This is a genomic window from Citrobacter sp. Cm046 (genome assembly GCF_030333065.1).
Classification (GTDB): domain Bacteria; phylum Pseudomonadota; class Gammaproteobacteria; order Enterobacterales; family Enterobacteriaceae; genus Citrobacter; species Citrobacter murliniae.
On sequence record NZ_JAOWGP010000044.1, the window covers coordinates 1 to 13,750 of the forward strand.

Consider the following 13,750-nt stretch of genomic DNA (forward strand, 5'->3'; position numbering starts at 1 on the left):
GTGTGGGTTCAAGTCCCACTCCGGGTACCATGGGAAAGAACAGAATAATCAAAGCAATAAGCAGTGTCGTGAAACCACCTCCGGGTGGTTTTTTTGTTTTTGTGCTTCATGTTCACCATTGTTTCGCCATTCAGCTTCGCCATAAAAAGAGGGCATTACTGCCCCCCAACGACCGGAACAACTGAAATTCTTCGATTATATCTCGCTGTTTGTGAGGAGTTTTTATGACCTGAAATTTCTTGTTTCTCACTCAGCGTACCTTCAAGATCCGAAATTCCTTTAGCTTTTAGATCATGGAAAGTGAACTGGAAATCTAGGTCTGGATATTTCTCAGCAGCAATTTTTTTTGTCTTCATCCACTGTGCATTAAAAGCATCGCGTGTGTATCGCAGACCTGATGGCTGGTGGATGACAAAAATACTAACCATCCCGCTGTTGAGAGGAATGCTGTCAGCAAGATTAACGGCATCCTCCAGACGTTTTGTCCAGGCCTTAATCTGGCTAACTGCGGTTTTACTCTGCTGAATTAAAATTCCTTCGCTCAATAATTGACTCTTTTTGAGGTCAAGAATGTCTCCCTGGCGGGCGCAACATAGATATGCCAACTCCATTGCAACTTTTACGGGAATTGAAGCAACGCTATAAAGTGCATCATATTCCCTGTCGCTAATATAACGGGTACGGGCCTGCTCTTTAAATTGCTTAACGCCCTGGCAAGGATTCATCTTCACCTTTCCTCGTTCGTATGCCCACCGAAACACCCTGGACATAAATGCTTTCTCGCGGTTTGCCTGAACTCTGCTCTTAACACCTCGTTTATCCATATATTTTCTGATGTGCTCGGGCTTGATGTTATCCGGCTTCATTTTCCCGAAGACAACATTTACCTTTGAACCGTATTTTCTGTAGTCTTTACGTGTTTCAGTTGCTAACTCGTGGAAATCGCCGGAATTAAAGAAATCTTCACAAAGTGCGTTGAAGTTAGTACCAACCTTTAAATCGTTTATGAAGTTTTCGTAAGCTGCCCATAATGGCTAAAACGACCAGCATTAACTATCCGAATGATTACCTTCCTGTTCCATTGCAGGAAGGGTTCGGGTTAAAGCCAGTTAGCCCATTACTGAGAACCGAACTCACATCCGGCAGGGCGAGGCAGAGGCGATTATATACTTCAACGCCAACTCAGGCCTCGGTTGCATGGCTGCTTACGGACCCGGAAGCTCAACTATTTGAGGTATGGTTCAGGGACACCATTAAGGATGGCTCTGACTGGTTTAACATGCCTCTTCGATCTCCGTTAGGCGTTGTCGATGTTTATGTCTGTCGTTTCGTGGATATCTATGAGGGGCCGACAATTGAAGGCGGAAACTACTGGCGCTACACGGCCACGTTGGAATTGTGGGAAAGGCCTGTTCTGGCTCCTGGCTGGGCTGATTTTCCTGATTACATTATCAACAGCAGCATCATTGATATTGCGCTTAACAGGGAGTGGCCTGAGCCATGACGATTCTAAATAGGCTGTATGCCTCATCCGGGGAAGAGGTGATCATCGAAACCCTGCAAATAAACATCGGTACTGGTGTTTATTATCTTTGTAAAGGCTTCGATGACATCACCGCAACAACCGAAAGTGGCGAGGTGGTAACCTTTCAGGCTGCGGCTATTGATATTGCCCTTCCAGCAAGAAACAGCGATGGCACACAAGATTTGCAGTTTGCCATTGATAACATAGACGGGATTACTTCCACCGCCATACGCAATGCTCTGGATAACCTTTCAGAGGCATCGCAGACATATCGTAACTATGTCTCCACGGACCTCAGTGCTCCGGCAGCTGTACCGTACACGCTGGCGATTAAAAGCGGGTCATGGACATCCACGCAGGCGCAGATTACTGCCGGATATATGAACGTTCTTGATACCGCATGGCCGCGCCACCGATACACCCTCCCGTATTACCCCGGCCTTCGTTACATGAGTTAAGGAGCAACAATGTTCAATCCTGATAAATACCTTTCTGTCATATGGCAGAAGGGCGGTCGCACTTATCCTGAACTTGACTGCTTCGGCATAGTGAACGAGGTACGAAAAGACCTGGGGCTGCCACTGTGGCCAGATTTTGCAGGTATAACAAAAGACGACGGAGGTTTAAACCGAGAGGCCAGAAAGCTCATGCTTTCTCTGAAAAAATGCGCGCCGTGTATTGGTGCCGGTGCCGCCTGTTATTCCGGGTCAACCGTTACTCATGTTGGTGTAGTCGTTGAAATTAACGGCCAACTGCATGTCGCAGAGTGCAACCCAGGAGTGAACGTTACCTTCCTTCCTGTCTCGCGTTTCAAACGTCGTTTTGTCAAAGTGGAGTTCTGGAAGTGACTATCAGAATTTATCCTTCACGGCTGCCTGGCGAGCCACTCGAAACTCATGAACATGGCGCAGTAACTATCCATCAGTGGCTTGCGAAGAACGTTCAGGGCTATAAGCCTGATATGAAGCACCCGATCACCGTTGATGTTGATGGAGAGAACATACCGCCTCAGGCATGGTTTGAATTTGCTATCAAATCAGACAGAGATGTCAGAATTTACCCTGTCCCTTATGGCGCTGTAGCTCTTGCCTGGATTGCCGTTGCTGTATCAGTTGCATCAGTCGCGTATGCTCTTTTCTTTGCTCCTGGTGTTGGTGACCTTGGCGGTTATTCATCAGGAACGGGAAACCCTCTTGATGTAAATCCTGCTAAAGCGAATAACGCAAAATTGGGCGACCCGATACGTGAGTTATTTGGACGAAGCCGTATTTATCCTGACTATGCAGTGCAGCCTGTAACAAGATTCTCAGTTGATGATCCAACGGTAATGACAGTAGAAATGTTCGTTGTTATGGGGAGAGGGCGTTTTTCATTTGGGGATGGCGATATTCGTGTAGGGTCAACCCCAATTGCCTCTCTTGGCGATGGGTTTAACTACACAGTATATCAACCCGGGCAAAACGTTAGTGGAGATCAACGATCAGAAAACTGGTTCAATTCCACAGAGGTTGGGGGAACCGCATCTGGTTCTGGTCTTGATATGGCGCAAACCGCGCCGGATACGGAAGATGTTGTTGCTAATTCGCTAACCGTTTCCGGACCGACAATAACATTTAATGGGCTGAGCACGGATGATGGAGATGAAACAACAAATGACCTTCCAGATATATGGACTGTTGGTGCAATTGTTGAGTTAATTGTTCCTGATTCCTATGTGGTAACTAATGATGGTGCTTATAGCAGAATTACCAGTGACACGCTTGAGGAAATAGCTCCTTATATTGGGATGCCTGTAACTCTCTGGTACAACAGCATTGATTACCAACTATTCATTGCTGATTTTATACCTCACTCTGAACCAGTCGGCGAAGATGTGATTACCGCATCAATAACCCTCGCTTACGATAGCGCTACCGGGACTCCGTTCACCGGGATTCCTGAGGGTTATGTCAGGCTATCTGTTTCCCATTCCGGAAGCGAATATAAGATTCTTGAGATAGATGGTAGTTCTGTAACTCTGGAGCGGGTTATTGATGGCAGCGTTGATCCGTCATGGCCTGGATTTTCACCGCGCACAGTTCTTGATTTTGAAGCCAACGGTTTAAATGAGAACGATAGTTGGATGGGACCTTTTCTGGCGTGCCCAGAAAATGAAGTTGTTGATATGTTCGAAGTAAACTTCTTCTTCCCAAACGGAATTTGTGGGTATAACAAAAAAGGGAACAAACAATACCGTGAGGTGAAGTGGGAGATTCAGTACCGGCCATATGGTTCAGGCGTCGGGTGGATAAGTAAAACCGGATCGTACTACCTGCAGAATATCAATGGACTGGGATTCACCGAACGAGTCATGCTGGATGCGCCTGCGCTGGTAGAGGTCAGAGCTCGCCGCACGAACGAGCAGGGGCAGGATAACAGTCGTGATAATATGTACTGGCAGTCATTACGAGGACGTTTGTTGTCACGACCTGCATCTTATTCTGGCGTCACTACAATGGCGGTTACGGTGGAAACGGGCGGTAAACTTGCAGCGCAGTCAGATCGCCGCGTAAATATTGTCGCCACACGAATTTATGATTCTGGTGTGTCAAGGAGCATTTCTGGGGCTCTGTATCATATAGGCAATGAGTTGGGGCTGGCGATGGACCATGAAGCTATTGACTCACTAGAAACTACTTACTGGACCCCTGGCAGCGAATTTTTTGACTATGCAACCACGGATTCTGTTTCTGCGCTGGAGATGCTTCAGAAGGTGACAAATGCAGGGAAAAGCTACTTCCTTCTTACCGATGGTCTGGCATCTGTAGCAAGGGAAGGTGTGAAAACGTGGACGGGAATAATCAGCCCACAGGAGATGACTGATCCGCTTCAGACTGCTTTCGTTGCTCCGTCAGCAGATGACTATGATGGTGTGGATGTTACATATATCAACGGCACTACATGGGCTGAAGAGACGGTGCAGTGCAGAACATCAGATAACCCTACTCCGGTAAAGACTGAGGACTATACGCTTGATGGTGTTCTTGATCAGGACCGCGCTTATCAGATAGGTATGCGAAGACTGATGAAGTATCGACAGCAACGTCTTACTCACACGACTACAACGGAAATGGATGCTCTCTGCTATAACGTTGGTGACAGGATTATCTTTACTGATGACATTCCAGGTAGCAAAACAATAAGCACGTTGATTGAGACTATGAGCACTAGTAACGGTGTAACGACTTTAACGGTATCTGAACCTCTCGACTGGACATTTACAAACCCAAGAGCCCTGATTCGCTATCAGGATGGTTCGGCTTCAGGTTTGCTCGTTGCCACCAGAATTGGAGACAATGAATTATCAGTGCCTGAACAACCAGAGTTCGGTAATATCATGCTTAACAACCCTGCAATAGAACCACCACGTTTAATATTCTGCGAATCTTCACGTGTAGGATATAGCGGTATCATTTCAGAGATAGCGCCTCAATCTGATGGTACATGCCAGGTAACTGCAAAAGAATATCGCGACTCCTTCTATCAGTACGACAATGCCGTTTATCCCGGCGATGTAGTTAATCTAAATAATTAAAGATACCCGCCTCGGCGGGTTTTTTCTTATGAGGCTCATATGACGACTTATAACACCGGCAATCCGCTGGGGTCAGCTGCTGCAAAAGATTTGTACGATAACGCTGAAAACCTTGATCATTTAACTAATGATCGTGTTAATGAATCGTATCCAGACCGCTTTGGGGTACAAAGAAAAACGTGGTATGGCATAGAGAGAAGTGCAAATCAGGCTATTTCACAATATGGCTATATCACGAAGGATTCTTTTGAAGATGGCAGCATCCTTAGCCATGCTAACGAGTGCTTGCGCTGGAAGAGTAACGGGGAGTATTACAGATGGGACGGTTTATTACCTAAGAATGTTCCTGCTGGATCAACCCCAGACACTACCGGAGGGATTGGTATTGGTGCGTGGGTTGGGGTTGGTGACGCTTCTCTGAGAAGTGATTTATCATTAAATACTGGCGCGTCATTGATTGGTTCAAGCTCAGGTGAAACAGTTCAATCATCGATTGATAATCTAAATTATCGCACTCAAGGATATGTTAACTTATGGGAATTTATCCCTGCTAATCTTCACCAGTATCTTTCAGATCTTGACTCTTCAAACACGCACGTTCCATCTGTAAACGACTACCTTGATGCTGCGACTGCGTATTGTGAAGACCAAGGAGTAGGATTGTTCATCCCATCCGGTTATTACATGCTTACAAGGGAGTGGGGGCTGCCAGCAGAGGTTATGGTTCGCGGGGCGTCAAATTCTTTGACATATTTGCTTGGTAGCTCTTCATTTACAGGCTCTCGAATGGTGCATTGTGATAACGCGGGATGGCCTAGATATAATTTGAGTGACCTGCAAATTCATGGACTTAACAATACAAACGTAATTGGTTTGCACATTGGAGCTTCAAATGATTCACATTTTAATCGCCTTGTCATCCGTGACACCTTAAATGGTGGAATAAAAGTACGCCCAGAACACGCAGATGCTAATGATGTAGTTAATTTGATTATTGATGATTGTAGAACTTTAAATACATTATCCCCGCTTACAATTCGTTCCAACAAAGACATATCACAGGTTGGGACATATACCGCAGGTAATATTACAGGGGTTAAAATCACTAATAGCCAATTAGTAAGTTTTGATGGGCCAGCAGCACAAGAAGCAGGATTGAATCAGGGCGGAGTATGCATTAGTGTAATAGCTGAAGAAAATACAATAGTATTTGCTGTTAATATGGACCAATGCAGTACCGCTACCGTACGTAATTTACATATGAAATTAGAGTCTTTTGGAAACTCTAAAAATCTCTATAATTGTCAATTCCATGCGATTAATGGTGAATCACAGTTAGTGGGTGGGGGACTAGATTCAAACAACCCATCTCCATCTATACTCTTGCAGGGGGTTGGAGTTCAAGGTAATAAAATTAATAGCTGCCAGGTTGGTGCTCAGGGTCAGGGCATTCAAGTTGGGAATTCTCAGGATAATAGCTTTAGTGATATTACATTTGAGGACAATGCAGGGGTTGGAAATAATAATTCTTGGGTATATTGCAATGAAAATGCCAAGCGAAATGTGTTTCATGACATGAAATCAAGTGATATTTTGCAAGCAAAATCACCACTAAATGCATCTATATATAACAGTTTTTTAGTTAAAAAAATATCTGATGATGGGGTGGGTAATGAATTTCAATTCCGCGATGCTTCATCAACACCTGCCGTTATTTTAAATAGGGGTAAGATTTTTGTAGTAAGTGGTGGGAAGCTTACTAATTTCCCTGATGTTACTGGTGATGCAGCCAACTGGATTTGGTCAATTGCTACATCTGGAGCCCTTAGGTTAACCATACCAGCAGGCACAGGAGGTGGGAAAAGTTTAAAATTTCCGTCCGTATCTGCAGGATTGGGATTCAAGTTTGCATACAATGTCGTGTCAGGGTCACCTTCAATTATAAGTGTAACTGTTGGAGATACAACCATACCAGCTTCAAGTATTTCAGCAGATTCATCCATCCATGCAATAAGCGCAGTATGTCCACGGTCTAATAATGGGGTTCTAAATATCACGGCAAACGCAGGATCCACTCAAGACACCGTAATAGATATACACGACATAATGGTATCTGCAAGTAAAATACCATTAATTAAGTCATTTTGTAGCACTCAATATATAGAGTAAGCATTTATAACCTTAAGTTAGTGCTAGATGCCATAACTTCATCGCACTAGCACTAATCTTAACGCTAAAAATGATACTAAGCTAACTCTTTATATATACTTTTATTTGGTTTGCTACAAATAGAATCGTAAGCAACCCTGACAAATAAACAACTCTTGGTCCAGACGCATATATTGTAGGGGACATTCCCATCATTACTATAGTTGCAGCTGATGATGCAAAAATAGCACTAAAAAGCAGTTTATTACCTGGGCTATTAGGAATGAAAAGAAAGGTAATGAATATGGAAAAAATAGTTGACAAGAAAAACGCAATTGGTACTAAATTAGCATAAGTGTAAATATTGCTTATGTTTATTTTTTGCTCTCCACCTGAAAACTCAAGCATATGTAAGTGCAGAGTATTGCAGTTAATTATATTAAGCATATATAGTGATGTTATAATAAACGGAATAATGAAAAGCTTTGTTTTTTTAATGCTAAATCTCAGGCTTATCATAATATTTGCTATTAGCATCGACATGAATGCTATATTTGAATAATTTAATGAGTTAACCCTAAACAAATCAATGCCAATTAATGATTTATCTATGATATTAAAACCTGAAAATTCAGGCATCCAATTTGATATTTCCGTGTGCAATCTTATAATGTTTCCAGGAGCAAGGTAAAGCAGCAGGAAGCTGATTAGGCATACAACAAAAAATGATAGCGCGCATACTAATTTTTCCTTTGTTATTAAGCTTGTAAAGATAAAAGCCAAACCAACTAACAAACCAGTTACAGCAGCTTGTTCATTATTGCATGCAACAAATGCGAGTATTAATGATGCAAATAAAAATAATCTTCTATCGCATCTCATAAATATAGCTATAGATGAGAAAAGTAGAGTAAATGGAAGCATGTAGTTATAGAATCCAGTCACCCACCATATAGCGGCCCCAGGTGAATCTATTGTTGGGCCATGGATGATTATAGAAAGCAAAATAATCGGTATTGATATTGATTTATCAATAAATCCATTTAATGCGATTTGGTGTATGCATATTGACACGATTACTAAAGATAATGGAATAGCTATCTTCCATAAAATAGGATAGTTAAATGTATATATTGCCAGTATCTCAAGGAGTACCCTTCCGCTCCATGTGAAATATCTATCAGTCACAAATTCTATAAAACTATACTTCGATGCTGCGTTTTTGAAGTATACGTCATCTGCAAAATCAAGAAGTTGTATTGCAGATGACAGGTTGTATAACAAGTACGCAAAAAGTATTATTAAATAAATTATTAATAATGCCCTTGCATCTTTGTGCATTGCTGGTTTTATAAATCTGCTTTTCATTTTATTCACTTTATTTGCCCGGGGTTGTTTTCCCTTTAAGGATATATTTAGGTCGTCTTTTTGTTTCAACATAAATTCTCCCTATGTACTCGCCAAGAACGCCTATGCCGATTAACTGGATGCCGCCCAGGAAAAGTATGGCGACTAGCAACGATGGGTAGCCAGGAACGCTGTTTCCGAAGAAAATCTTATCAATTACCATCCACGCGCCGTACCCAAAAGATATTCCAGCCACGAAGAGCCCGATGTATGTCCACATACGGAGAGGGAAGGTAGAGAAGCTTGTGATCCCCTCCAGAGCGAGATTCCACAACTTCCAACCATTAAATTTGCTGTCACCCGCTACACGCTCAGCTCTGGCATACTCGACAACATCAGTCTTACCACCAACCCATGACAGGACGCCTTTCATGAAGAGGTTACGCTCAGGAAGCCGTTTGATGTTTTCAACAACTTCGCGCGACATCAGGCGAAAATCACCCACGTTCTCTTCTATTTTTGGGTTGCTAATTTTGTTGTGTAGCTTATAGAACCACTCAGCAGATTTTCGCTTGAGTCGCCCATCAGTAGAGCGGTCAGTTCTTTTCGCCAGTACCATATCCGCGCCAGCCTGCCATTTAGCAATGAGGTGAGGGATAACCTCAATAGGGTCTTGCAGATCAACGTCGATTGGAATAACCGCTTCGCCGGTAGCGTTGTCGAGACCAGCAAATAGAGCCGGTTCCTTACCGAAGTTTCTAGTGAATGATAGCGGAACGACCAGCTTATCGGACACAGCCAGAGCGTTGATGATAGCTTCGGTTGAGTCACTGCTTCCGTCGTTGATGAAAACTATCTCAACGTCGTGCTCCTTTAATTCTTCAAACTCGCGTACCGTCTTATAGAAAATCGGTATCGTTGCCTCTTCGTTAAAGACCGGAACGACCAAGGAGATTTTCATTTAGCATCCCTAAAGACAATGAATTTTGAATAGATGAACCCTGCAACCAGGCTGAATGCCGAGAACGCAATAAGGGTCATTAGTGCTGGAGCGTGAAGACGATCTGCAATGTAACCAGTCAGCGCCGCCATAACTCCCATAAAAATGATAAAGGCCACATACCGCCCAGTTGTTGCCTTGGACTTAAATGTCCATTTGGCATTGGCGAAAAAGCTGAACGTCACTGCAACGCAGAACGCGACAAGATTAGATACCGTCTGGCTCAGGTCAACCAAACTGAACAGAGCACCGAAGCATAACCAATGGATGGCGGTATTCAGCACGCCAACGGAAACATAACGACTAAATAGCTTTAACATTATAGGAATCAGTGAATTCTGAAAGGCCTGAAGTTTAGCATCATCCATGCACTTGATCGACAAGGTCTATGTTTTGTAATGCATGAAATTAAATCTCTCACCCTTCCAGCCACTTAGAATTTTCCCGCCCCTCAAGGCTTGATCTGAATCTCCATTGCATATTGCTGTATATGTATACAGTAATTTCAGGAGGCCGCCATGGGATTTCCATCACCCGCAGCAGATTTCGCAGAGCAACGCATCTCACTTGATGCACGACTCATCAGTCGGCCGTCAGCGACGTATTTTATGCGGGCTGCAAACTCACATTTTCGAGATGGAGTTATCCAAGGGGCGTTACTCGTAGTCGATTCATCATTGTCGCCCTGCGATGGGTCGTTACTGGTGTGCTCGGTAGAAGGGGAGTTCAGGATTAAGCGGTATCGACTGCACCCGAAGCCACACCTGATAAATCTGGATAACGGGCGCAGAGAAGAACTACCGATTGATGAAGATGATGGTGGTTCGTCAGCAAGAGGAGTATTTGGGGTGATCACCTACATCATCAATGATGCACGGTCTGGAGAGTTCGACGACTGCCCAGTAATATAAAATAAGTTTTATTGACGCCAGGCTTTCGCCATTGGGACCATATGAACCATTTAACTATCTGATAATATTGATCACTTTATTGTGAATTATTGGCGAAATTATTAAGTAACTATATGATTTATCAGTATAAGACGCATGATTTAAAATCCCTCGGCGTTCGCGCTGTGTGGGTTCAAGTCCCACTCCGGGTACCATGGGAAAGAACAGAATAATCAAAGCAATAAGCAGTGTCGTGAAACCACCTACGGGTGGTTTTTTTGTGCCTGAAATTTGATTTCCTAACATCTTTCCTAAGATGACTTTGTTACATGTGGGATTATTATTTTAATTTTGCACACCCAGAAATACAGACAACCGATCTACAGTTTAATTTTAACTGCGCAAATCTGAACATAACGAGAACCCCGCCTGCGCGGGGTTTTGGCTTTCCAGTGATACGGCAGGGGGGCGCTACGGTGCATTGCAACAGTACCCCTGCCATAGCGCCAAATTGTAGGGGCTGTTTGTTTTACTGATTATCAGCAACCTGTATCACCGGGGGCGCAGGTGTCGATAATGCTTTTCAGCGTGTCGCTGCTCTTTGTTACCGTACCTTTTGTAATATCAGCTCTGACATTTAGCTGTGCCTTGGGTTGCCCATCACCTCCTTCCACTTTCATCAGGTTATCCGACGGGATAGTCAACGCAATATTCTGGCCTACCTCTGAACTGGATACGATATGAATGGGTGAGGTATATGGGAGTGTTTTTCCAAATTCATCACCTGAAATAACTGAGCTTACTGTTATTTGATCACCTGCTGCCATGTTGTTGTAGGCAGCCACCACAACATCAACCCCATCCAAAGCCAGGTTAACACTCACAATCGACGGATTACCGGCTTCAGGTATTGATATGGTTATTGGCCCAAAGTCTGTTGGTGTAAAGGTTGTTTGCACTGAGGTGCTGTTACTACCGTTCACCGTTGCTGTCACGGTGAATTGTTCTGCTGTCAGATCAGTCAACGAGAGTGTCGCGACACCCTGGGCATTCGTAGATGTTGCGGTCGCTGAAGCATATTGTGCATTCGCAGAAGATTTACTCCATTGTACGGATGCCCCTTCTACAGGATTGCCTGCTCGGGTTACCGTGATTTGCGCGACGTTTTGTGTGCTACCGTCAGCTGGCGAATTATCTGGGCTCATTGTAATCGCCAGAATGGACGGCACCTCTGCAAATGTCGCAGTCGTATTGCCTGTTTTATCTCCAGCGCTTGCGGCCACATGAATATCCTGAGCCACCGTATCAGTGAGGTTTAACGTGGCAATTCCACTGGAATTGGTTATAACCGTCAGTGGCGAAACCGGTTTTGCGCTACCGACGCCAAGACTCCATGTCACACTGACGCCAACCATTGGCTGGCCGTTAGAGTCTGTTACCACAGCCTGAGCTACGTTCGCAGTGTTGCCGTCAGCCGGGGCATTATTGTTGTTCATACTGACAGTAACATTTGAAACAGCCTGGTTAATAAAGGCTGAGTTAACCGACTCTGTTTTTCCTCCTGCCGTAGCGCTTAATTTTACAGGGCCGACGGTTTTACTGGTGAAATTTATGGTTGCCCCACCGTCGCTGTCAGTAGCGCTTTCGCTACTGACGATAGTGGCTCCACTGTCTACCTGCCATGCAACTGCAACGCCGGAAAGAACTTTACCACTGGCATCTTTCAATACTACCTGGCCAATATTTTGATCATTACCGTCAGCCTGGCTGTTATTTTTAGTCAGGTTGAGATTTAGTGATGCCACTGACAGCGAAAATGAACTTGGCATTGTGCGGGTCAATGTTCCAGATGAAGCTGAGACGATAACCTGTTCGGCAGTTGTACTGGTCAGATTGACTGAGGCATTACCATTGGCGTCGGTCATCGATGTGGTCGTACTAAGTTTTGCACTACCAGTGACGGCCCAGGTAATAGATGCATTTGATGCAGCTTTATTATCAGATGTAATAGCGTGAAGCGTCACTGTATTAGTAGCAATACCGTCTGCTGGGCTGTTGTCTTTAACGCTCGTTAGAGTCATGTCTGTGAGAACTGCGGTGTCATCTTTTTTCTTATACTGCAGGATGATTTCATTGTTACGTTCTACAAGGTCATAGCGGCTGCCAGCGAGACTGCGGCGCAGGGCAACCTGGTCTGAGGACATCTGCGACTGCCAGGACTGACCTAAAGTGTAATGGAAGTTCAGACTGAAGCGGGTTTCATCCATAGAATCCTGACCGTGCTTATAATCAATACCAGCAGTAACCAGCGGAACTGGCGTGTAGTTCAGACCGACGGTTATAGCGGAAGGGTTGCTCTGCAGGTGGTCTTTGTCGAATAGGGCAACATCATTTCCATAATATTGTTCATACATGGCCCGGGCACCCAGCAGTGGATATGTAGGGAGATAGCCTTCGGCACGGATATCATAGCCGTCAGCCGGTTTTTCATTATAGTCCTCGAAGTCACGTGAACTATGCCATTCAGTTGTACCGATATAGGTGTTGGCGGAAAGCTTCAGATAATCTGTCCAGGCTTCTGCACCAATACCGACGCGGCGGTTTTTGCCTGTGAAATCGTCATCAAAAAAGACATTTCCGCCAAACATCCATTTGTCGGTGTAGAAAGTTCGTACACCCATGCCGATATTGCCGGTCGTGCGCCCGTCGGGAGCTCGCAGACCAAGCTGGGTAAACAGCACTGCGTTTTTATTGTCATACAGAGGGGCAAGGAAATCGATGGCGCTTTCGTCCCAGTTGCCGCTGTCGTCAATGTTGAGCTGAACGCGCGCGGTACCGAACTGGCTGAGCCACTGCTGAGTCGTTGAAGAGGTATAACCGGAGGCGGCTGATTTGGCACTGTTGACTACGCCGTTTTTTCCGCTGGAAGAGAGCGAACTGGCGACGGTGTTTAATGTTCCGGCATAAGGCAGCGTAGAGTCGGTTGATGTCGTGCTATGCACAGTCGAAAATGGAGAAGACGTAGCCGAAGAAAGAGATAAGCTGTCCGCCAGAACACTGTGGGGCATGATTGGAACCAGGGGAAATAATACTTGTACAAAAATTTGTAACCATGCAAAGAAGCAAAAGTGTCTGCTTCTTTCAGTACCCGAGATTTTATGCATTATCATTTCTTCTTTAATTAGTTGAACCTGATGAGCTCAGTTCAATGTAGTTCTTGTGTATTAAATGTTGCTTCCGTATGTTCACCATATTGAAAACAAGAA

10 protein-coding genes and 1 pseudogene are annotated in these 13,750 nt (G+C 44.5%); 6 read left to right on the forward strand and 5 right to left on the reverse strand.

Annotation, left to right across the window (positions count from 1 at the left end; all coding sequences use genetic code 11):
* Window positions 1-155 precede the first annotated feature (155 nt).
* A pseudogene (locus OGX98_RS17920) lies at window positions 156-1,031 on the reverse strand (tyrosine-type recombinase/integrase); the annotation flags it as partial.
* Between OGX98_RS17920 and OGX98_RS17925 the strand changes: the two are divergent.
* From OGX98_RS17925 to OGX98_RS17945, 5 genes are read left to right on the forward strand one after another with little or no spacing between them, the layout of a single operon-like run.
* Window positions 1,031-1,504 (forward strand): hypothetical protein, encoded by a 474-nt coding sequence (locus OGX98_RS17925; protein ID WP_286595683.1) that lies wholly within the window; start codon window positions 1,031-1,033, stop codon window positions 1,502-1,504. The pseudogene OGX98_RS17920 and the gene OGX98_RS17925 sit on opposite strands and share 1 nt — an antisense overlap.
* Window positions 1,501-1,983, forward strand: a complete 483-nt coding sequence (locus OGX98_RS17930) for a DUF1833 family protein (RefSeq protein ID WP_286595684.1) — start codon at window positions 1,501-1,503, stop codon at window positions 1,981-1,983. Before OGX98_RS17925 ends, OGX98_RS17930 begins: the two co-directional genes overlap by 4 nt.
* A gap of 9 nt (window positions 1,984-1,992) precedes the next feature.
* Complete coding sequence (locus OGX98_RS17935; protein WP_286595685.1) at window positions 1,993-2,373, forward strand: nitrite transporter; 381 nt, start codon at window positions 1,993-1,995, stop codon at window positions 2,371-2,373.
* Window positions 2,370-5,099, forward strand: coding sequence for a host specificity factor TipJ family phage tail protein (locus OGX98_RS17940; protein WP_286595686.1), 2,730 nt, complete (start codon window positions 2,370-2,372; stop codon window positions 5,097-5,099). The genes OGX98_RS17935 and OGX98_RS17940 overlap by 4 nt, the downstream gene beginning before the upstream one ends.
* 39 nt (window positions 5,100-5,138) lie before the next feature.
* Window positions 5,139-7,268, forward strand: a complete 2,130-nt coding sequence (locus OGX98_RS17945) for a tail fiber/spike domain-containing protein (protein ID WP_286595688.1) — start codon at window positions 5,139-5,141, stop codon at window positions 7,266-7,268.
* Between the two features lie 81 nt (window positions 7,269-7,349).
* On the opposite strand, the gene OGX98_RS17950 is transcribed toward OGX98_RS17945, so the two are convergent.
* The 3 genes from OGX98_RS17950 to OGX98_RS17960 are packed head-to-tail and all read right to left on the reverse strand — an operon-like array spanning window position 7,350 to window position 9,914.
* Window positions 7,350-8,687 (reverse strand): DUF6056 family protein, encoded by a 1,338-nt coding sequence (locus OGX98_RS17950; protein ID WP_286595689.1) that lies wholly within the window; start codon window positions 8,685-8,687, stop codon window positions 7,350-7,352.
* Window positions 8,626-9,555, reverse strand: a complete 930-nt coding sequence (locus OGX98_RS17955; protein WP_286595690.1) for a glycosyltransferase family 2 protein — start codon at window positions 9,553-9,555, stop codon at window positions 8,626-8,628. Before OGX98_RS17955 ends, OGX98_RS17950 begins: the two co-directional genes overlap by 62 nt.
* The gene (locus tag OGX98_RS17960; RefSeq protein ID WP_286595879.1) at window positions 9,552-9,914 is read right to left on the reverse strand and encodes a GtrA family protein; all 363 of its coding nucleotides are present in this window, start codon (window positions 9,912-9,914) and stop codon (window positions 9,552-9,554) included. The genes OGX98_RS17955 and OGX98_RS17960 overlap by 4 nt, the downstream gene beginning before the upstream one ends.
* Window positions 9,915-10,112: 198 nt before the next feature.
* On the opposite strand from OGX98_RS17960, the gene OGX98_RS17965 reads away from it, so the two are divergent.
* A complete protein-coding gene (locus OGX98_RS17965; RefSeq protein ID WP_286595691.1) occupies window positions 10,113-10,505 on the forward strand; it encodes a HumD family translesion DNA polymerase in 393 nt (130 codons plus the stop codon).
* Window positions 10,506-11,023: 518 nt separating this feature from the next.
* On the opposite strand, the gene OGX98_RS17970 is transcribed toward OGX98_RS17965, so the two are convergent.
* Window positions 11,024-13,552 (reverse strand): inverse autotransporter beta domain-containing protein, encoded by a 2,529-nt coding sequence (locus OGX98_RS17970; RefSeq protein ID WP_286595692.1) that lies wholly within the window; start codon window positions 13,550-13,552, stop codon window positions 11,024-11,026.
* Window positions 13,553-13,750 lie beyond the last annotated feature (198 nt).

Bases quoted from the DNA above. Each gene is read 5' to 3' on its own strand.
- OGX98_RS17925 (WP_286595683.1), top strand. From the start codon at position 1,031: ATGGCTAAAACGACCAGCATTAACTATCCGAATGATTACCTTCCTGTT.
- OGX98_RS17930 (WP_286595684.1), top strand. From the start codon at position 1,501: ATGACGATTCTAAATAGGCTGTATGCCTCATCCGGGGAAGAGGTGATC.
- OGX98_RS17935 (WP_286595685.1), top strand. From the start codon at position 1,993: ATGTTCAATCCTGATAAATACCTTTCTGTCATATGGCAGAAGGGCGGT.
- OGX98_RS17945 (WP_286595688.1), top strand. From the start codon at position 5,139: ATGACGACTTATAACACCGGCAATCCGCTGGGGTCAGCTGCTGCAAAA.
- OGX98_RS17950 (WP_286595689.1), bottom strand. From the start codon at position 8,687: ATGTTGAAACAAAAAGACGACCTAAATATATCCTTAAAGGGAAAACAA.
- OGX98_RS17955 (WP_286595690.1), bottom strand. From the start codon at position 9,555: ATGAAAATCTCCTTGGTCGTTCCGGTCTTTAACGAAGAGGCAACGATA.
- OGX98_RS17960 (WP_286595879.1), bottom strand. From the start codon at position 9,914: ATGTTAAAGCTATTTAGTCGTTATGTTTCCGTTGGCGTGCTGAATACC.
- OGX98_RS17965 (WP_286595691.1), top strand. From the start codon at position 10,113: ATGGGATTTCCATCACCCGCAGCAGATTTCGCAGAGCAACGCATCTCA.
- OGX98_RS17970 (WP_286595692.1), bottom strand. From the start codon at position 13,552: ATGCCCCACAGTGTTCTGGCGGACAGCTTATCTCTTTCTTCGGCTACG.